Origin of the sequence: Microbispora sp. NPDC049125 (genome assembly GCF_040802045.1) — a bacterium.
GTDB lineage: Bacteria > Actinomycetota > Actinomycetes > Streptosporangiales > Streptosporangiaceae > Microbispora.
The window spans coordinates 287,181-305,616 of the sequence record NZ_JBEZDW010000005.1; the positions used below are offsets into that span (position 1 = coordinate 287,181).

16 protein-coding genes are annotated in these 18,436 nt (G+C 73.0%); 13 read left to right on the top strand and 3 right to left on the bottom strand.

The features are described 5' to 3' along the window. Positions 1-101 precede the first annotated feature (101 nt). Positions 102-1,937, bottom strand: coding sequence for an FAD-binding protein (locus tag AB0B72_RS08935; protein ID WP_367738031.1), 1,836 nt, complete (start codon positions 1,935-1,937; stop codon positions 102-104). Positions 1,938-2,105: 168 nt separating this feature from the next. On the opposite strand from AB0B72_RS08935, the gene AB0B72_RS08940 reads away from it, so the two are divergent. The 7 genes from AB0B72_RS08940 to AB0B72_RS08970 are packed head-to-tail and all read left to right on the top strand — an operon-like array spanning position 2,106 to position 9,487. Next, a complete protein-coding gene (locus AB0B72_RS08940; protein ID WP_367738032.1) occupies positions 2,106-3,407 on the top strand; it encodes an FAD-dependent oxidoreductase in 1,302 nt (433 codons plus the stop codon). Then, positions 3,400-4,029 carry a dTMP kinase gene (locus AB0B72_RS08945; RefSeq protein ID WP_367738033.1) on the top strand — a complete coding sequence of 210 codons (630 nt, stop codon included), beginning with the start codon at positions 3,400-3,402 and terminating at the stop codon, positions 4,027-4,029. The genes AB0B72_RS08940 and AB0B72_RS08945 overlap by 8 nt, the downstream gene beginning before the upstream one ends. Beyond that, positions 4,026-4,943, top strand: coding sequence for a RimK family alpha-L-glutamate ligase (locus AB0B72_RS08950; protein WP_367738034.1), 918 nt, complete (start codon positions 4,026-4,028; stop codon positions 4,941-4,943). The genes AB0B72_RS08945 and AB0B72_RS08950 overlap by 4 nt, the downstream gene beginning before the upstream one ends. Beyond that, the gene (locus AB0B72_RS08955; RefSeq protein WP_367738035.1) at positions 4,910-5,605 is read left to right on the top strand and encodes a TenA family transcriptional regulator; all 696 of its coding nucleotides are present in this window, start codon (positions 4,910-4,912) and stop codon (positions 5,603-5,605) included. Before AB0B72_RS08950 ends, AB0B72_RS08955 begins: the two co-directional genes overlap by 34 nt. After that, positions 5,606-6,724, top strand: a complete 1,119-nt coding sequence (locus tag AB0B72_RS08960; RefSeq protein ID WP_367738036.1) for an amidohydrolase family protein — start codon at positions 5,606-5,608, stop codon at positions 6,722-6,724. Next, complete coding sequence (locus AB0B72_RS08965; protein WP_367738037.1) at positions 6,717-7,835, top strand: pyridoxal phosphate-dependent aminotransferase; 1,119 nt, start codon at positions 6,717-6,719, stop codon at positions 7,833-7,835. Before AB0B72_RS08960 ends, AB0B72_RS08965 begins: the two co-directional genes overlap by 8 nt. After that, the gene (locus AB0B72_RS08970) at positions 7,832-9,487 is read left to right on the top strand and encodes a hypothetical protein (protein WP_367738038.1); all 1,656 of its coding nucleotides are present in this window, start codon (positions 7,832-7,834) and stop codon (positions 9,485-9,487) included. Before AB0B72_RS08965 ends, AB0B72_RS08970 begins: the two co-directional genes overlap by 4 nt. Before the next feature lie 50 nt (positions 9,488-9,537). On the opposite strand, the gene AB0B72_RS08975 is transcribed toward AB0B72_RS08970, so the two are convergent. Continuing rightward, positions 9,538-10,257, bottom strand: a complete 720-nt coding sequence (locus tag AB0B72_RS08975) for a gamma-glutamyl-gamma-aminobutyrate hydrolase family protein (RefSeq protein WP_367738039.1) — start codon at positions 10,255-10,257, stop codon at positions 9,538-9,540. Positions 10,258-10,291: 34 nt separating this feature from the next. On the opposite strand from AB0B72_RS08975, the gene AB0B72_RS08980 reads away from it, so the two are divergent. Genes AB0B72_RS08980 through AB0B72_RS09005 form a run of 6 tightly spaced genes read left to right on the top strand, consistent with a single transcriptional unit; the run spans position 10,292 to position 17,201 of the window. Next, on the top strand, positions 10,292-10,960 hold the full coding sequence (locus AB0B72_RS08980; RefSeq protein WP_367738040.1) for a hypothetical protein: 669 nt from the start codon (positions 10,292-10,294) through the stop codon (positions 10,958-10,960). Beyond that, positions 10,957-12,891 carry an ATP-grasp domain-containing protein gene (locus tag AB0B72_RS08985; RefSeq protein WP_367738041.1) on the top strand — a complete coding sequence of 645 codons (1,935 nt, stop codon included), beginning with the start codon at positions 10,957-10,959 and terminating at the stop codon, positions 12,889-12,891. Before AB0B72_RS08980 ends, AB0B72_RS08985 begins: the two co-directional genes overlap by 4 nt. Continuing rightward, entirely contained in the window at positions 12,888-14,087 is a 1,200-nt protein-coding gene (locus AB0B72_RS08990) for an ATP-grasp domain-containing protein (RefSeq protein ID WP_367738042.1), read from the top strand. Before AB0B72_RS08985 ends, AB0B72_RS08990 begins: the two co-directional genes overlap by 4 nt. Continuing rightward, entirely contained in the window at positions 14,084-15,346 is a 1,263-nt protein-coding gene (locus AB0B72_RS08995; protein ID WP_367738043.1) for an ATP-grasp domain-containing protein, read from the top strand. The genes AB0B72_RS08990 and AB0B72_RS08995 overlap by 4 nt, the downstream gene beginning before the upstream one ends. Then, complete coding sequence (locus tag AB0B72_RS09000) at positions 15,343-16,605, top strand: MFS transporter (protein ID WP_367738044.1); 1,263 nt, start codon at positions 15,343-15,345, stop codon at positions 16,603-16,605. The genes AB0B72_RS08995 and AB0B72_RS09000 overlap by 4 nt, the downstream gene beginning before the upstream one ends. 8 nt (positions 16,606-16,613) lie before the next feature. Then, positions 16,614-17,201, top strand: a complete 588-nt coding sequence (locus AB0B72_RS09005) for a histidine phosphatase family protein (RefSeq protein WP_367738045.1) — start codon at positions 16,614-16,616, stop codon at positions 17,199-17,201. Positions 17,202-17,284: 83 nt separating this feature from the next. Here the strand turns inward: AB0B72_RS09005 and AB0B72_RS09010 are convergent, their stop codons facing one another. Further along, positions 17,285-18,325, bottom strand: coding sequence for a LuxR C-terminal-related transcriptional regulator (locus AB0B72_RS09010; RefSeq protein WP_367738046.1), 1,041 nt, complete (start codon positions 18,323-18,325; stop codon positions 17,285-17,287). Between the last annotated feature and the right edge of the window lie 111 nt (positions 18,326-18,436).

An 18,436-nucleotide genomic window follows, 5' to 3' on the forward strand; every position in this document is an offset into this window, starting at 1 on the left:
ACTAGGGGAATGCAAGGAGTCTGGAAAAGCGGGCGACCGCCCGTAAAGTGATCACCGCTGGCCGTATCGGGCGTGCCCGAAACGGCCAGCGGCGGCGCGCTTCAATCGACGGCGGCGCGCAGCTCCCGCACGAGCAGCGGCACGGCCTCCGCCCAATCCGCCACCACCCCGGCGTCTGCCGCGTCGAAGACCGGCGCGTCCGGGTCCGCGTTCACGGCCAGCACGAATCCGGCCTCGCGGACGCCGGACATGTGGGTCGGCTTGCCGGACGCGCCGAGCAGCACGTAGAGGGCGGGGGCGACCGCGTGGCCGGTGATCCCCACCTGCCGGGACCGGGGGAGCCATCCCTGGTCGGTGACCTTGCGCGTCGCCGCGAGCTCGGCGTCGAGCACGTCGAGCAGCGGCTTCAGCTCGGCGTACCGCTCCGGGTCCACGCCCCGGCCCACCCCCACGACCACACGTGCGGCCGCGAGATCCGCGGGGTCGTCCTCGGCGATCCGCTCGGTGACCAGCACCCGGCCGCGCGGCGCGACCCGTACGGACGAAACGGCCGCGGCGCCGCCCAGCCGGGCCGGGCCGGGGGGCAGCACACCGGGCCGTACGGTGACGAGCTGGACCGGTGTCGTGACGCTGACGAGGGCCTGGCCGCCGGCCGTGGACTTACGGCACACCAGCCGCCCGTCCGCCGCCTCCAGCGCGGCGGCGTCGCCGACCAGCCCCGCGCCGAGCCGGGCTGCCACCCGCGCCGCGACCTCCCGGCCCCACGACGTGCTCGGCGCCAGCACCGTACGCGCCCCGGCGCCGGTGAGCCATGAGGCTGCCGCGGCGGCGAAGTCGTCGGGCAGGGGAGTGAGCGCCACGACCTCGTCGGCCCCCCACGTCCAGGCCGTCCCCGCGTCGGGAAGCTCCCCGGCCAGCAGCGCGATCCGTTCCGCGCCCAGGCGCGCGGCGGCGGACAGCAGCTCACGGGTCACCCGCTCGCGCCCCGTCTCCGCCAACACGACGGCCATGCCCTCGCGGCCGTCGTCCGCGCTCTGCCGTCCGGCGTCCGCGCTCTGCCGTCCGGCGTCCGCGCTCTGCCGTCCGGCGTCCGGGCCTCCGCGAGCGGTGGCCGGGTCTTCGTGACGGGCGTCCGCGCCGTCGGGCGGGTACGGCACCGCGGCCCGGCGGGCGAGCGCGCCGCTCGCGGCGAGCAGGGTGACGGCCTCGCGCACCTGCCGCTCGACCGGGCCGGACGGCCGCGCCCCCGCCCGGCGCTCCCTGATCGGCAGGACCTCGTCAACCCGGGTGGGGCTGCCCGCCGCCCCCCACGGGCCCGGCCCGAGGTCGGCCGCGCGCAGCACGGTGACGCGGTCGTCACCGGCGCGTTCCTCCGGCCGCACCTTGCACGGATCGCACGACCGCTCCGCCACGCTGATGAGCGCGGGGAGGCGGACGGTGGCGCTCTGGTACCCGTCGTCCCGCTCGCAGCGGGCGTTCAGCGTGCCCGCCTCGATCGACAGCTCCTTCACCCCGGACAGCATCGGCAGGTCCATCAGCTCGGCGACCTGCGGCGCCACCTGGCCGGTGTCGGCGTCGACCGAGCCGAGCCCGGTCACCACCAGGTCGTACGGCCTGGCCATGCGGATCGCGGTCGTCAGCGCGCGGGCGGTGGCGAGCGTGTCGGACCCGGCGAGGGCCGGGTCGGTGATCAGCACGCCCGCGTCGGCGCCCCAGGCGATGGCCTCCCTCAGCACCTCGGCCGCGTCCGGCGGGCCGAGCGTGTAGACCGTGCACGTGCCGCCGCTCCGCCGGGCCAGCTCGACGCCCTTGGCCACGGCACGGCGGCAGTAGGGATTCATTTCCGAAGGCCGTCCCAGGCGCCTCATCCGCCCGTTTCTGTCCAGGCACAGGTCGTCGAGCAGCGGCACTTGTTTGGCGAGGACGGCGATCCGCAAACGTCCAATCATAAATCCGCCTTTACCGGAAATATGGGGGAATTAGCGCTCCTTCTGTATACAAAGTTTTCTTCGCGTGCCGGGTGGCCACTACCGGCGTGGCCTGTGCAGGACAGCGCCCCGACGCCGTTCGCATTCCAGAGCTTCCCTACTTGACATGCATGAATTGTGCTGACCGCTTTCGGCACCGCCCATTGTGGCCAGCGGACGACGTCTAGACGGCTTGAGAAGCGCTGTAGAGACTCTCGAAACAGACGCGAGCCCCCAAATCAGCCTTTTGTTTCAGCTTTGTTGCATGTCGCTGCCAAGAGTCCGAAATGGATATTCCAATCGCGGAGGACGGTCTACTTGCCTCAACGAGTTCGCTGGCCGTTAGTCGTCATCGGTGGCGGATCAGCCGCGGCCATCCAGGTACTCAAGGGGGTGACTCCCCCAGAGGACATCCTCGTCGTCAGCGATCGGTGGGGGACGGGCATGGCCTTCATGGGCGAGGCCACGCTGCAGTCGTACGCCCATGAGCTCGCCGTCTCCTCCGACAGTGCGGAGCTCGGCAGGCTGCTGCCGGTCGGCGGGCTGCGTCCCACGGCGAGAATCTACGACTCCTACGTCCGGGAGAGCATGCGCGCCGCCGGATGCGAGCTGCTGACGGCCCGGGTGACCGACATCCGCCAGGCCGGTGACGAGTTCGAGGTGCGCGTGCACGGGCTGCGGGAGCCGCTGCTCGCCGAGTCCGTGGTCCTCGCCACCGGCTCCGCGCCGCGCGTGCCTCCGCCGGCCCTGCGGGAGGCCGGCGCCCTCAGCTACAGCGACGTGTACCGGCACCAGGGGCGGGGCGACTCGGGCCCGTGGCGGGGCCGCTCCGTGGTCGTCGTGGGCGCGGGCAACTCCGCCATGCAGACCGCCGCGCTGGTCGCGCCCGCCGCGCGGGACGTCGTCGTCCTCGCCAACCGGTACGTGGGGTCCTATCCCGTCGAGAGCTCCGACCGGTTCGCCTGGCGCGCGCCCTCGCAGCTCACCTGCGAGCTGATCGTGAAGGGCGGCCGGGAGTGCCGGGCCGGGCTCCCCATCCCCTGCGTGCGCCACATCGTGTACGACTCGCTGCGGGTGGAGGGCGGAGAGCTGTGCTTCACCTACCACGAGGAGCGCAACCGCACCCCCCTGGGCGCGTGGTCGATGCCGCCGCGCTGCGACCACACCGAGCCCGAGCGCGCCGGTGAGGGCGCGTGGCGGGAGCGCCGCCCGCTGGCGGAGACCACCGTGGTCTGGGCGACCGGAAGCGTTCCCCTTTATCCCCGATGTCCGCTCGTCGACGGGCTCCCGCGCGACGCGTCGGGGACCATCGTGGCCGACGACAAGGGGCGTACGGCGGTGCCCGGCCTGTACGCCGTGGGCGCCTGCGCGGGACGCCGCTCGGTCAACGAGACCTCGCCCGCGATCCCGACGCTGGCGAAGAGCCCTCAGTATGGCTAGCCCCGCGGACCTCCGGCCGTACAAGATCTTCACAGTCGAGGGGATCGACGGCGCGGGGAAGAGCACGCTGATCGAGACGCTGCAGCGGCGGCTGAGCGACCGGGCGCTGAAGGAGCGTCTGTCGCCTCAGATGGGCACCGTCTACCGGGAGATCATCGACGAGCCGACCGGGTGGCTGGTGAGGTACCAGGACGTGGTCCCCTCCCAGGTCAGATACGCCTCCTACATCGTCGACGCGATCATGCAGTTCCGGTGGCGGCAGCCGCGGTACGCCGAGTTCGACTGGCTGCTGTTCGACCGGTGGCTTCCCACCTACGACGTCTACTGCGGCGACCTCGGCCGCCACGAGAGCTGGTACCGCAAGTTCGCCGAGTTCATCCCGGACCCGGACGTGCTGTGCTACCTGCGCACCTCGCCGACGGTCGCGCTGGAGCGGCTGGTCACGCGTGGCGACTGGACCGTGGACAACTGGGACCGCGGCGAGCTCCTCACCGATCTCGAACGGCTCTCCGCCCGGTACGACCAGGTCATGTCGGAGGTCGACTGCGTGGTCATCGACGGCGACGGCGAGCCCGAGGACGTCGCCCGCAAGGTGCTGGAGCTCATCGGGGCCCGCTCATGACCTCGATGGTCGTCGTCGCGGACGCCGTGCCGCAGTGGGTGGCCGAGCCGGTGGTCTCCTACGGCGGGGCGCTGCGCCGCCCGCCGGGACCGGGCGCGCTGGTGTTCCTCGGCTTCCCGCACGAACACTGGGACGCCGCCATCGAGGGCCGCCTGCCCGCCGTGTACGGCACGCGGGCGTACGCGACCGCGCTCGCCGCATACCTGGCGAAGGTCGCCGAGGCCCTGGACGGACTGGCCTTCGTCAACTCGCCGGCGGCGGTGGCCGTGACCCGCGACAAGCTCGCGGTGAAGCGGACGCTGCTCGCGGCGGGAGTGCCGACGCCCCGCGCGCACTTCCCCCGGACGGGTGCGGAGCTGCTGGAGCTCGCCGCCGGGGGCGTGTACGTCAAGGCGATCTGCGGCTCGATGGGCAAGGGCATCACGCATCTGCGCCAGGACCGCTGGCGGACCGGCTATCTGTTCGACGGCCGTGCCCTCCGGTCGCCGGCCGGGGAGCACTGGCCGCCCCGGGAGGTGCCGGTGGGGACGGAGGCCCTGCTCGACCTGCTGTGCTCCACCGACGGCTTCCTGTTCGAGGAGGAGATACGGGGCGAGGAGCTGCGCGTCACCGTCGTCGACGGGGACGTGCTGCGGATCGACAGCCGCACGGCTCCGGCGTCCGGCGGGGATCTGCCTCCCGAGCTGTGGCAGGCGGCGGCGGCGGGCGCGCGGGCGCTCTCACTCCGCTACGCCGTCTTCGACGTCCTGCTGGACGCCCACCGGCGGCCGTACCTCATCGACGTCCAAGCCTTTCCGGCCCTTGAGACCCCGCCCGTCCTGTGGCGGTCGATCGTGGACCGGCTCACCAGGGAAACACCCCATCACGAGAGGACAGTGCCGTGCAGCCCACAGAGGAGTTCTTCGACGCTCTGAACAGGGACGTCAAGGCCACCGAATGCGTTGAAAACCCCTTCTTCGCCGCGTTCAGGAACGGTGAGATCACGGTCGAGGACGTCAAGGTGTTCGCCGACCAGTACTACCTCTACATCCGCACCTTCCCGCAGATCCTCGCGGGCCTGTCGCACCGGGTGGAGGACGAGAAGATCCGCAAGGAGCTCGCCAAGACCATCGTCTCCGAGCTGGGCGGCAGCGAGGGCGAGATCCACTTCAGGCTCTTCGAGAAGTCCTGCGCCCCTCTCGGTGTCAAGATCGCCGACATCGGCGAGGCCGACTACCTCCCCGAGACCGTCGCGCTCGTCGACGGCATCAAGAAGATGTTCCTTGAGGGAAGCATCGAGTCGGCGCTCGGCGGCCACTACACGATCGAGCTCAGCGGCCTGCCGATGATCGCCAGCTTCTACGAGGGCTTCCGGCTGTTCCCCGAGTCGACCGTGGAGAGCCTGGAGTACTTCTACCTCCACCTGCTGATCGAACGGGAGCACGTGGAGTGGATCCACGACGCCGTGGAGCAGGTCACGGGGGCGGACGAGGCCCACGCCGAGATCCGTAAGGGCGCCCTGGAGATGGCCGCGCTGCTGGGGAACTTCTGGCGCGCCCTGTACGCCAAGACCGTCAAGCAGCCGGTGACCGCGTAGATGACGGAAAAGATCGCGGACCTCCGGGTCATCGACGCCGACGGGCACGTGATGGAGCCCGACGACCTCTGGGTGGAGTACATCGACCCGGCCTTCCGGGACCGCGCGCCTCAGCGGACCGTGAAGACCGACCGGGGCTGGGCCCAGATGATCGTCGACGGCGAGCCGATGTACCGCAACTATCCGGACGCGCTCGTCGAGCTGTTCCACGAGCGGACCGTCGCGCAGTACGGCGACTACCTCCCGTTCGACCCGCCCTCCCAGCTGCGTGCCCTGGAGGCCCAGGGTGTCGACATCGCGTTCCTCTACCCCTCGCTGGGGCTGGGGGCCGCGGCGATCGACCACCTGGACCCCAAGCTCGCCGCCGCCATCTGCCGGGCGTACAACAACTGGCTGCGTGACTTCTGCGCGGCCGACCCGCACAAGCTGCGCCCAGTGGCGCTGCTGAGCCTGCACGATGTCAGCCTCGCGATCGCCGAGCTGCGGCACGCCGTCAACGACCTCGGCATGCGGGCGGTGATCCTGCGGCCCAACATGGTGAACGGCCGGCCCGTCGGGCACCCGGACCACGCCCGGTTCTGGGCGGAGTGCGCGGAGCTCGACGTCACGGTCAGCTTCCACGAGGGATGCCACACGCGGCTGCCGGCCGCCGGAGCCGACCGTTTCACCAGCCACTTCGCGATGCACGCCTGCTGCCATCCGATGGAGCAGATGATGGCGTTCATCTCGATGGTCGAGGGCGGGGTGATGGAGCGCCATCCGGGCCTGCGGCTCGGCTTCCTGGAGGCCGGCTGCGGCTGGGTGCCGTACCTGCTGTGGCGGCTGGACGACCTGGAGTACCGGCACTGGCAGTTCCAGATCCCGGAGGTGAAACGGCCGCCGAGCGAGTACTTCGCCCGCCAGTGCTGGGTGACGGTCGAGGGCTGCGAACCGTACCTCGGCAAGCTGGCCGACGACATCGGCACCGACCGGCTGCTGTTCGCCAGCGACTACCCGCACCCGGACCACGAGTTCGGCGAGGAGCTGGAGGACGTCCTCAAGGCGCCGCTGTCCGAGGACGTCAAGCGGCGCATCCTGTGGGACAACCCGTCGGCCTTCTACCGGGTCGAGCATGCGTGACGTGTACACGGTGACCGACGAGCTGGCCCGCCGGCTCGACGCGGTCAACCTGGGCAGGGGCGCGCCCGACTTCGGCGGGCCGCCCCCGCTCCACGCCGCCGCGGCCGACGCCGTCCGCGACGGGCCCCACCAGTACGTCCCCTCTCAGGGCGTCGAGCGGCTGCGTGCCGCGCTGGCCGCCCACTACGGCGGCGCCTACGACGCGGACAGCGAGATCACGGTCACGGCCGGGGCCACCGAGGCGCTGTTCTGCGCCCTGGCGGCCGTGGTCGCGCCGGGCGACGGCGTCCTGACGCTGGAGCCCGGCTACGACGCGTATCCGGCGCTCATCGCCCGCAGCGGCGGGCGTCCGCTGCCGATCCCGCTGCGCCGCAGCGGCGGCCGGTACGTCCTGGATCTCGCGTCGGCGCCGCCGGCGCGGGTGCTGCTGCTGAACGCGCCGCACAACCCCACCGGCTGGATGCCGGACGCCGGGGAGCTCGCGGAGATCGCCGGCCTGGCCGACCGGCGGAACCTCATCGTGATCACCGACGAGGTCTACGAGCAGCTCTGGTACGGCGAGCCGCACCGGAGCGTCGCCGCCCTGCCCGGCATGCGGGAGCGGACCATCGTGTGCTCGTCGGCGTCCAAGACGCTGAGCGTGTGCGGCTGGCGGGTGGGGTGGGCACTCGCCCCGGCCCGGTGGACCGCCGCCCTGCGGGAGGTCCACCGGTTCGTCACGTTCTGCGCCCCGGCCCCGCTACAGGCGGCGGTGGCGCACGGGCTGCGCTGGGCCGCGCGGACCGGCTGGTTCGCCACGCAGCGCGCCGAGTACGCCGCACGGCGCGACCTGCTGCTCGACGCGCTGCGGCGGATCGGCTGGGACCCGGCCGAGCCGGCGGGAGCGTTCTTCGTGCTGGCGCGCACACCCGTCGCAGGCGAGGATCCCTTCGAGGCCAACGATCGGCTGGCCCGCTCGTGCGGGGTCGCCGGCCTGCCGATGACGACGTTCCACACCCGCCCGGAACGGGCGGCCGGGATGCTGCGGTTCGCGTTCTGCAAAGAGCTCCCGGTCATGGCGGACGCCCATCGCAGGCTGACCGGCCCTCTGGTGAAAGGGGATCTGTCATGACGGTCGGCGTCTCCCGGTCCGTACGGCTGCCCGGCGGCCGTGAGCTCCCGTGGGAGGGGTTCTCCACCGGCCCTGTCGTGCTGAGCGACGACGAGATCGACCGGCTGGCGCGCGACCTGCTGGGCCTGGACCCCGCGCAGGTGCAGATCGCCGCCACCGAGCGCCTGCGGCCGTTCGTCGCCGCCCCCGGCGAGGAGCCGCCCCCGTTCGTGCTGATGCACTCGGCGACCCGGACCACCAAGGGCTTCGAAGGCGACGTCGCCGACGTGGCCGCCGGGCGCACGGCCCACGACGTGCCCGGCTACCTGGAGGCGCGGGTGGTGAGCCTGGCCCGCCCGCAGGACCTCGCGGTGGGGCGGCACGGGCCCTGGCGCGAGGCCGTGCGGCTCGCCGGGCTCGACCACCTCGACATCGGCGACCTCGATCACTACTACCTCTCCCAGGCCCTGATGGTCGCCGCGAGGGACCGGCCGTCCGCCCTGGATCCCCTCGTCGAGTGGTGCCGGGCCCGGCCGCACGCCGTGACCCGGCTGTACGCGCTCGACGTGGAGATGCAGATCTTCCTGCTCTGGCTCGCCGGGCGGGCCGGGCTCGACGTGCTGCGGGTCGACGCCAACGACCCCGTCGTCTCCGGACGGTGGAACAGGAAGAACCACATCCACCCCACGGTCGCCGGCGTGGCGGACCTCGACTGGGCGCGGTACGAGCCCGACGACCTGCTCGCCGCCGAGCAGCGCCGGTCGGAGGGCTTCCTGCGGCTCGACATGGCGGTGCCGGTGCTGCCCGGCTATCTCATCCCCCGCGGCGACGACCCCGCCGGTTTCCAGGCCGCCGTCGCCGAGGCGGCCCGGGCCCTCCAGGAGCGGTACGGCCTGGCGACCGGCTGCCTCAAGCCGGGGGAGGCGGGGGACGGCGCCCGCATCGTGCCCGGCATCGACCTCGCGGACTCCGCCGCGCTGGCCCGGCACGCCGCCGAGGCCTTCCCCCACGGGGACGACTACCTGCTGGAGGCGCACGTCGACTTCCCCCGCTTCACGGTCGGGGGGCGTGACTTCATCGCGGCGCCCTCCGGTCACGTCCGGTACGGCCAGGTGGCCGAGGGGCTGACCGTCCAGCTCATGAACGGCTGCTCATGGGAGGGCAACGCCACCCTCGACAAGGACTCCTGCCGCCTCATCGGCGTGCCGGAGGAGTTCTACCGGCGGATGGCGGACGCGATGGACGCGGTGCGCGAGGCGTTCAACGGGCCGGCGGCCGAGCGTGAGGGCTGCCGGGGCGGGCTCGCGATGGGCGGCCTCGACTTCGCCGTCGGCACGGTCGGCGGCCGGTTCGGCGCGCGTCCGATCATGGGTGTGATCGACTTCAACCTGTCGTCCCACGGCGCCGAGTACATGCGGGCGTTCCACGACACGCTCGGCGGTGACGCGTACGTCGCGACGCGCGTGTACCGGCCGGCCACGACAGCCGGGCTGGAGGCCACCCGGACGGCCATCGCGGGCCTGGCGGAGGGGCGGCGCGCGGGCGCGGTCGCGTGCGTGCCCGGCAGGTGGGCCATGGTGGCGATCGAGGGGACGGACACGCTCGACGCCGTCGGCGCCGCCCTCCGGCTGGTGGAGGGACTGTCCGCCGCAGGTCTGGTGGTCTCCGCGTGACCCCCCGGGGTCGCCGGCCGGGGCCGGCGGACGGCGGCGGCGTGGGGGGCTCAGGCCGCGGGGCGCGTGCGGGGTCCGGTGGCCGCCTCGATCAGGGCGCGGAACAGGGGATCGCCGGTGGAGTGCTCGGAGGCCTCCTCCGGATGCCACTGCACGCCGAGCGCGAACCAGTCGCCGTCGGCCTCGATCGCCTCGATCACCCCGTCCGGGCTCTCACCCACCGTCCGCAGGCCCTCGCCGAGACGGTCGACCGCCTGGTGATGGCGGCTGTTCACGGTCGCCCGCGTGCCGCCGAGCACCTTGGCCAGCTTGCTGCCGGCGGTGACGGCGATCTCGTGCCAGGTCGTCGGGAGGTCGTCACCACCGTGATCGGCCGCGCCGGGGATCTCGGAGACGTCACCCCACAGCGTGCCGCCGAGGGCGACGTTCATGATCTGCTCGCCGCGGCACACGCCGAGCAGCGGCAGGCCGTCCTCCGCCGCCCAGCGGGTGAGGGCGATCTCCACGACGTCCAGGTCGGGGAGGGTCTCCTCCTCCCGCGCGGCGGCGCCGTACGAGGCGGGGTCGACGTCCCGGCCGCCGGGCAGCAGAAGGCCGTCGCACAGGTCGTACAGGGCCCGTACGCCAGGAAGGTCCATGGGCGGGATCGGCAGCGGCACGCCGCCCGCCGCCCTGACCACGGTGAAGAACTCAGGACTCTGCATCCAGCGTTCGCGCTTCCCCGGACGCCGCCAGGGGCGCAGGGAGACGCCGATAAGCGGCTGTCTCACGCACATGATTCTAAGAGACTCCAAGGGGGTCACCGTGAGCCATGACCGAAACGACCGGCTGAATTACGCACTCATCGCAGTCGAGGGCGTCGACGGATCGGGCAAGTCGACCCTCGCCCGCGGCCTGGTCGACGCCCTGTCGGCAGGGGACGGCGCGCTGCTCGCCCGGCCGTGCCGGGAGATGATCGGGGTGTTCCGCGCGCTGGTGGAGCGCTCCGACGACGAGTCGGTGTTCTACCAGGACGTCGTCCCCGGCGACCTGCGCCACTCCCTTTACGTGCTGGAAGGACTGCTGCAGTTCCGCTACCAGGGGCCGCTGTTCGAGCAGTACGACGCCGTAGTGTTCGACCGGTGGTTCCACACCAGCGCCGTCTACTGCGGGAGCGTCATCGACGATCGGGCGTGGTACGCCCGGCTCGCGGACGTCATCCCCCGCCCTGACGTGCTGTTCTGGCTGCGCGTCGACCCCGATCTGGCGTGCCGCAGGCTCATGGAGCGAGGCGACCGCTGGACCCGCGTCTACTCCGAGGCCGGTCTGCGCGAGAAGATCGAACGGCTCTGCGCCGGCTACGAGCGCGAGATGCGCGGCACGGGCGCCGTCGTGCTCGACGCGTCCGCCGAGCCGGGCGAGGTGCTCGCCCGCGCCACGGCCGTCCTGGCCGAGCGCGGCCTGCTCGTCCCCGCGCTGAGCGAGTCGCAGTGAGATACGCCGTCGTGGCCGACCTGCACGGCCGCCTCGACCGGCTCGGCCCGATCATGGAGGCCGCGGCCGGGCACGGTGCGCGGCTCGTGCTGCTCGGCGACTACCTGGAGGCGAAGGTCTCCAAGCGCGACCTGCGCGGGGGCCGCCCCCTGGAGGAGGTCGTGGACCGCGACGAGCCGCTGTGGGAGCTGGCCGCCCGCGAGCTGCTCGTCCTCGGCAACCAGGAGGAACGGATCGCCCGCGCGCTGCGCCACCCCGGAACGCCGGAGGCGGCGGACTCTCCCGAAGCGCCGGAGGCGCCGGACTCTCCCGAAGCGCCGGAGGGGGCGGGGTTCCCCGGAGTGCCGGACGTGCTGCGCCCGCTGCTGTCGGCGCCCCCTCGGCTGGAGACCGCCCGCGCCCTGTTCGTGCACGGGCACGAGTTCGACTGGTTCAGGATCGAGGGCGGGGTGTGGTCCCCCAAACTGCCGGAGCCGCCCGATCTCCCCGTGACGATCTACGGGCACAGCCATCGGCCCGCGCTCATCCGGATCACCGCGTCCCCGGACGCCCTGATGTACGAGGCGCTCCCCGCGGCCGCCGGGGTGCCCCAGGCCCTCGACGGTGATCACCTCGTCAACGCCGGCCCCGCGCGGGACGGCCACTGGCTGCTCTACGACGACGAGGCCCGTACGGTGACCTTCCACGGCGGCGACGCCCCGGCCGGGGGGCGGTGCCGTACGCGCAGGCCGCGCGAGGACGCCTCGGGCCGGCTGGTGATCATCGGCGGGAAGTCGCCGCAGGCGGCGGCCCGCCGGCTCGGCGTCGAGACCCTGTTCGTCGAGGATCCGGGCCGGTTCGGTCAGGCCGCGCGGGCCGAGCGGGCGCTCCTCATGGACTATGCCCGCGATCCGGAGCTGCTGCGCTCGATGGTGGCGGCCCATCACGAGATCCGCCCCGTGCGGAGCGTGCTGTCGATGACCGAGCCGGGGCTGGTGCCCGCCGCCCGGCTCCGCGACGAGCTGGGCCTGCCCGGCCCGTCGCCCCGTACGTCGGAGCTGCTGCGCGACAAACGGCGGATGCGCGAGCTGCTCGACGGGTGGCGCGGCATGGCCGTCGCGTGGGCGGCGGGGGAGACCCCGGCCGACGTCGTGCGCTTCGGCGCCCGGCACGGCTTCCCCTGCGTGGTGAAACCGGCCGGCGGCAGCGCCAGCAGAGGCGTCACCCGGGTCGACGGCCCCGGCGACGTGGCCGCGGCGATCGCGCGGCTGCCCGGAGAAGGCTTCCTCATCGAGGAGTTCCTCGACGGGCCCGAGGTGAGCGTCGAGACCGTCAGCTTCGGCGGGGAGCACGCCGTCGTCGCCGTCACCGCAAAGGGGATCGACGCCGGCTTCGTGGAGATCTCCCACATGGTGCCGGCCGGCCTCTCGCCGGAGGAACTGGAGGAGGTGGCGGCCCTCGTGCGGACCTTCCTCGACCTGACCGGGCTCCAGGACGGCGCCGCGCACACCGAGGTCGTGCTCACCGGGGCGGGCCCCAGGATCGTGGAGTCCCACGACAGGGTGGGCGGCGACCGGATCAACGACCTGGTCCGGCTGGCGTACGGCATCGACATGGTCGAGGCGACGGTCGCCTGGCTGGCGTGCGGGAGGCGACCGGCGGCGATCCCCGAGACCCCCTCCCGTGGGGCCGCCATCACGTTCCTCACCCCGCCGCTGACCGGCCCGGACGCCCGCGGCGTGGTCACGGCGGTCGACGGCGTGGACGAGGCCCGCGCCGGCGCCCACCTCGTCAAGATCCGGGTGGCGCCGGGCGACCGGGTGACGGCGGTCCGGGACTCGGGCGACCGGCTCGGGTACGTGCTGGCCACCGGCCGTACCGGCCCGGACGCGCTGGAGCGCAGCCGGGCCCTGGCGGGCCGCGTGCGGATCTCGGTGAAGGAGGAGGCGTGACGCGGCGGCGGTTCCTGCTGCTCGGCACCGACCGGATGGAGCCGGCGGAGCTGCTCGCGGGCGACCCTCGCGTCGATCTGTGCGTCGTCACCAAGCCGAAGCACGCCAGGCGGTACGGCGAGGCGGAGGTCGCGACGGTCCCCGACCTCGGCGACATCACCGCCGTCCGCGACGCCGCCGCCGGCCTGCTGGGCGACGGCCTGGACGCCGTGGCGGCGTCGAACGAGCGCGGGCAGCTCGCCGCGGGCTTCCTCCGCTCCTTCCACGGGATCCAGGGCATGCCGTTCGGCACGACCGTGCGGTTCACCCGCAAGGACGTGATGAAACGGGCGATCCAGGCCGCCGGCCTGCCGCATGTGCCGTTCCAGGTGATCGGCGGGCTGGACGGGCTCAGCAGAGCCGCCAAGGAGCTGGGCCGGCCGGTCGTGGTGAAGCCCTCCATGGGCGCCGGGGCGCGCGGCACCTACCGGCTGGAGGAGGACTCGCCCGTTCCCGGCGGGCTGGAGAAGGTCTCCGCGCCGCTGGTCGTCGAGCGGTTCGTCGAGGCCGGCAGGGAGCTGCACTGCGACGGCGTCGTCCATGACGGCGAGGTCGTCTTCGCCTCGGTCTCCCAGTACTTCCAGCCCGTGCTCACAGTGGGCAACCGCTTCCTCGGGTCGTTCACCCTCCCCCCGGACGACCCCGCCGCGGCGTCCATGCGCGAGTTGCACGCGGCGGCGGTGGCCGCGCTCGGGATGCGCGCGGGGATCACCCACATGGAGGCCTTCGACGCCGGCGGCGAGTTGCTGTTCAGCGAGATCGCCTGCCGCCCCGGAGGTGGCGGCGTCGTCCAGGCTGTCGAGGACAGGCACGGCGTGAACCTCTGGCGGGCCTTCCTCTCCTGCGCCCTCGGCGACCCGCCCGAGGCCGCGTTCCGGGACGGCGGCGTGATCACCGGCTGGATCGGTCTCCCCGGACGCAACGGCGTGGTGCGGCGGATCAGCGACGCGGGGGAGCTCGCCGCCGTTCCTGGGGTCGCCCGGCTGACGATGTATCACCGCCCCGGACAGCGGGTCGCGGAGAAGCCGTCGTCGGTGTTCTACGCCGGGCTCGCCCTGCTGCGGGTGGCGACCGCCGGTGAGGCGTTCGCGACCCAGCGGGAGCTGGCCCGGCGGTTCGTGCTGGAGATGGAGCCGGATCAGGGAGGAGCCCCATGACGACGGTCCTGGTGTACGGCTACGCGAAGGCGCTGCTGGACGCCGCGTGCGCGATCCTGCCGGCAGGCTCGGTCGTGGCCGTCGAGGAGCCGGACCTCATCGCCCGCAGGAGGCTGGCCGGCCACGCCGCCGCCTGCCCAGCCGTGGCGCGCCTGGTCCCGATGGCCCACATGGACGCGGACGACGTGGTGCCGCCGGGATGCGAAGACGTCGCGGGCGTGCTCCCCGGCCTCGAATACGGCGTGGAGTCGGCCGCCCGCGCCGCCCACCGGCTCGGCCTCCCCGGCGCGACGCCGCGGGCGGCCCGCATCCTGCGGGACAAGGCGCTGCTCCGCGAGGCCGCCGCGCTCGCCGGCATCCCCGGCCCCATGTGGACGCGGGTCACGACCCCCGCCGAGGCGAGCAGGGCCGTGGCCCGCTTCGGCGGCCACGCCGTGCTGAAACCCGCGAACCGGCAGGCCAGCCTGGGAGTGCAGCTCATGGAGCCGGGCGACTCGGTGGAGGAGGCGTGGCGGCGCATGACCGGGGTCGAGGAGACCGCCTTCGTGCCGGACCGGGGGCTGCCGCCGAAGTACCTCGCCGAGCAGCGCCTGTCGGGCCAGGAGTACAGCACGGAGGCCTTCGTCCGCGACGGCGAGCCGGTTTTCGTCAACCCGACCCTGAAAAGGGTCGCCCCCGGTCCCCATCCCGTGGAGATCGGGCACGTCGTCCCCGCGCCGCTGGACGGTGAGCGGGCCGCCCGGCTGCGCGGGCTGACGGCTCGCCTGGCCACGGCCATCGGCTTCGGCACCGGGGTGCTGCACGCCGAGTGGATCGACACGGGCGGCGACTTCCACCTGGTCGAGTGCGCCGGCCGCATGCCGGGCGACGGCATCTTCGATCTCGTCGAGCGGGCCTACGGCTTCCCGCCTGTGCGGGCCTTCGTCGAGCTGATGTGCGGGCGGCCGGTGGACCTCCCGGAGAGGGCGGGCGCCGGGGCGGCCGTCCGGTTCGTCACCGCGCCGGCCGGGCGGATCACCCACGCGCGATGGCCCGCGTACGACGAGGCCGAATGCGTCCTCACCGCCCGTGTGGGCGACGTGGCCGCGCCGCTCAGGTCGTCCTGGGACCGGCTCGGCCACGCGATCGCGGTCGGCGCGACCGGGGAGGAGGCCGAGGAGCGCGCTGTCAAGGCGGTCTCCCTGCTGTCCCTCCGGGTGGAGGAGGTCGTCGGCGAGACCTCGCTGGACGTCGCCGCCGGGGGAGACGGTGCCCGGTGATCGGCCGGCTGCGCGCCTTCGTCGCCGCGACGCTGGTGCCTCGAACCCCGCTCGGCCGGTGGCTGGCCGCCGCGGGGATCGTGGACGCCTTCGGCACGGGCCTGTTCGTGACGGGCTCGGCGCTCTACTTCACCCGCTCGATCGGGCTCACCGCCGGTCAGGTCGGCATCGGGCTCACGCTGGCGGCGCTGGCCGGGTTCGTCGCGGCCGTGCCGATCGGGGCGCTGGCCGACCGCCTGCGCGCCGGCCGCGTCTATCTCGCCCTGCAGGTGTGGCGCAGCGCGGGCTACGTCGCGTACGCGCTGGCCGGCAACTTCCCCGTCTTCGTCGCCGTCGCCTGCCTGATCGGCCTGGCCGACACCGCCGTCCCGCCGGTCTGGCAGGCGATGACCGCGGCCGCCGTCCCCGCCGAGGACCGGGTCGACACACTCGCCAAGGCCCGCGCCGTACGCAACATCGGCTTCGGGCTCGGGGCGCTGTCGGCGGCTGTGGTCATCCAGATCGGCACCCGTCCGGCGTTCATGGCGCTCGTCCTGGTCAACGCGGTGACGTTCCTGGGCGAGGCGGCGCTGCTGCGGCGGGCCGGCTTCGGCCGGCTGGTCACGACGGGAACGGGCGGCGGCCCCAGACGGGGGCTCGGAGCCGATGCGCGCTATGTGACATTCGCCCTGCTCAACGGCGTGCTGACCTATCACATGCCACTGCTCTCCCTCGGGCTGCCGTTGTGGATCGTGACCGCGACCGCCGTCCCGCCCGCGATGATCGGGGTTCTGGTCGCCGTGAACACCGCCCTGGCCGTGCTGCTCCAGGCGCGTCTCGCCCGCGACGCGGTCACGCTGCCCGGGGCGGCGGGCGACATGGTCAAGGCGGGCCTGTCACTCGGGGCTTTCGGCGTGGCGGCCTACCTGCTGGCGTACGTCGGCGTGGCCTGGCTCGCCGTCGCCCTCGCCCTGGTGGCTGTGGTCCTGCTCACGGGGGGCGAGCTGTGGCAGTCGGCCGGCGCCTGGACGATCTCCTACGAGCTGGCCCCGCCGGAGCGGCGGGCACGCTACCTCGCCACCTACCAGCTCGGAAGCGCCCTCCAGGGCATCCTCGCGCCGCTGGTGATCACTCAGGTGGTGCTCCGCCTCAGCGGGGGATGGCTGCTGTTCGCGGGAGTGGCGGCCGTGGCGGGGCTGCTGCACCGGCCCCTGGCGGCCCGCGGCGCCGCGCTCGTCCATCCGCCGGAGCCGGCGGCGCAGCCGCCCCAGACGATCTGAGAGGCGACATGGATCGGATGCTCGTGCTGTGGCGCCACGGTCAGACCGCCTGGAACGCCGAGGGACGGTTCCTCGGCCATTCGGACGTCCCGCTCGACGACGTGGGTGAGGCGCAGGTGGAGCGCGCGGCGCGCGCGCTCGCCGAGCTGCGCCCCGAGGTGGTCGTCACCTCCGACCTGGGCAGGGCCGTCGCCTCCGCGTCGGCCCTGTGCCGCGTGTCCGGGGGCGTCCCCCGGCTGGACAAGGACCTGCGCGAGCGGTACGGCGGCCGGCTGGAGGGCCTGCGGGGCGAGGAGATCGACGGCCTCCTCGCGAGCGAGGGCAAGGACCTGGAGGATTTCGGCGTGGAGCCGGACGCGGACCTCGCCGAACGGGTGGCGGCGTCGGCCGAGCGCGCGCTGGAGGAAGTCCGGGACGGCGGCACGGCGGTCGTGGTCAGCCATGGGGCCGCCATCCGGCTCGGCATGGCCAGGTTGCTCTGCCTGCCCCCCGCTTCGTGGCCCCGCATCGCGTCCCCGGGCAACGGGAACTGGTCGGTGCTGGCGGAGGACGGCTCGGCCTGGCGGCTCGCGCGGCACGACGTGGGGGCGCCGTGACGCTCAACGGGAGACCGGACCGGCCACAGAGGCTCGGGTCACAGGGCGTGGGGTCACAGGGCGTGGGGGCACAGGGGCTCGGGTCACAGGAGCTCAGCGGCCGGGACCGGGTCGGTGCCCGGGTCCGTGGCCGGGATCGGGTCCGGGTCCGAGTCGGCGGCCGGGACCCACCCGCGCGCCGTCGCCCGCACGCCGGCCTGGAAACGGCTGGTGGACTCCAGAAGGTCCATCAGCTCGGTGATCAGACGCCGCAGCGTGCGCTGAGATATCCCGAGGTTGCGGGCGATCGTCTCGTCCTTCATCCCGGCGGCCAGCATGCGCACCACCGTTTTTTGCTGCTCTGTCAGCATTTCTCCGGCGGGCGACTCGACGGGGCCGGTCTCCAATGCCGCCGACATCGTCCAGCAATGTTCGAAGATCTGCCGGAACAAGCCGGTCAGCGCGTGACCGTGAATGGCGAGAACCGCCATGTCGCCGTTGAGTGATGGAACTTCTGCGACCGTCAGGAAATGATCGAACGTCATGATTCCTATTGGCGCGGTGGGGGTGAGCCGGATTTCCACGCCGTCCCGCTGCAGTGCGCGAAGCCGATTGCACGACTGCATGGAACGGGCCATTGAGCTCCGGTAAACACCGCGCACCGCGATGCCGTTGCCCAGCAGGCGGCGGTGCCACGACCGGCAGAAGTCGGGGTCGTAGTCGCGGCCCTGGACGTCCATATTGACGATCTGGACCTCGTGGTAGGCGACCGACGTGGCGTCCCTGAGCAACGAGGTCACCTCGGCCTCGCCGACGACCACGTCGACCCTGGTATCACCGGGCCTGGGGTTGCGCAGGGAGAGAAACTGCGAGGCCAGCGTGTCGAGAGCGGCGCTGGTCCGCTGGAGCTCGGCGGCGCGGACGGCCAGCGCGTTCTTCTGCTCCCGCATCAGGCTGACGACGGCCGCCTCGGCCGCTCGTGCCGCCATCCCGCTGGGAGCCGGGGGGCACGGCTCCAGGAGGCCCAGCTCGGCCATCGTCCCGAGCGCCTGCGACACCTGCTCGCCCGTGAGCCCGAGTTTGTTCTGCAGCCGTTCCGGCGTCCAATCCGGATCGTCGAGGGTGAGCTGGTAAACGCGTTGCACCTGCGATTTGCTGTGTGCGGATTCCATGCCTGTCCCCCAGGTCATGTGCGGATGCACTCAACAATGTAATCCCCCTACACGGATGTTCACAAGAAGTTCGTCTTCCGTGCG

What these genes read in the sequence shown, in the direction of transcription:
- AB0B72_RS08945 (WP_367738033.1), top strand. Translation starts at nt 3,400, where the DNA reads ATGGCTAGCCCCGCGGACCTCCGGCCGTACAAGATCTTCACAGTCGAG.
- AB0B72_RS08950 (WP_367738034.1), top strand. Translation starts at nt 4,026, where the DNA reads ATGACCTCGATGGTCGTCGTCGCGGACGCCGTGCCGCAGTGGGTGGCC.
- AB0B72_RS08960 (WP_367738036.1), top strand. Translation starts at nt 5,606, where the DNA reads ATGACGGAAAAGATCGCGGACCTCCGGGTCATCGACGCCGACGGGCAC.
- AB0B72_RS08965 (WP_367738037.1), top strand. Translation starts at nt 6,717, where the DNA reads ATGCGTGACGTGTACACGGTGACCGACGAGCTGGCCCGCCGGCTCGAC.
- AB0B72_RS08970 (WP_367738038.1), top strand. Translation starts at nt 7,832, where the DNA reads ATGACGGTCGGCGTCTCCCGGTCCGTACGGCTGCCCGGCGGCCGTGAG.
- AB0B72_RS08995 (WP_367738043.1), top strand. Translation starts at nt 14,084, where the DNA reads ATGACGACGGTCCTGGTGTACGGCTACGCGAAGGCGCTGCTGGACGCC.
- AB0B72_RS09005 (WP_367738045.1), top strand. Translation starts at nt 16,614, where the DNA reads ATGGATCGGATGCTCGTGCTGTGGCGCCACGGTCAGACCGCCTGGAAC.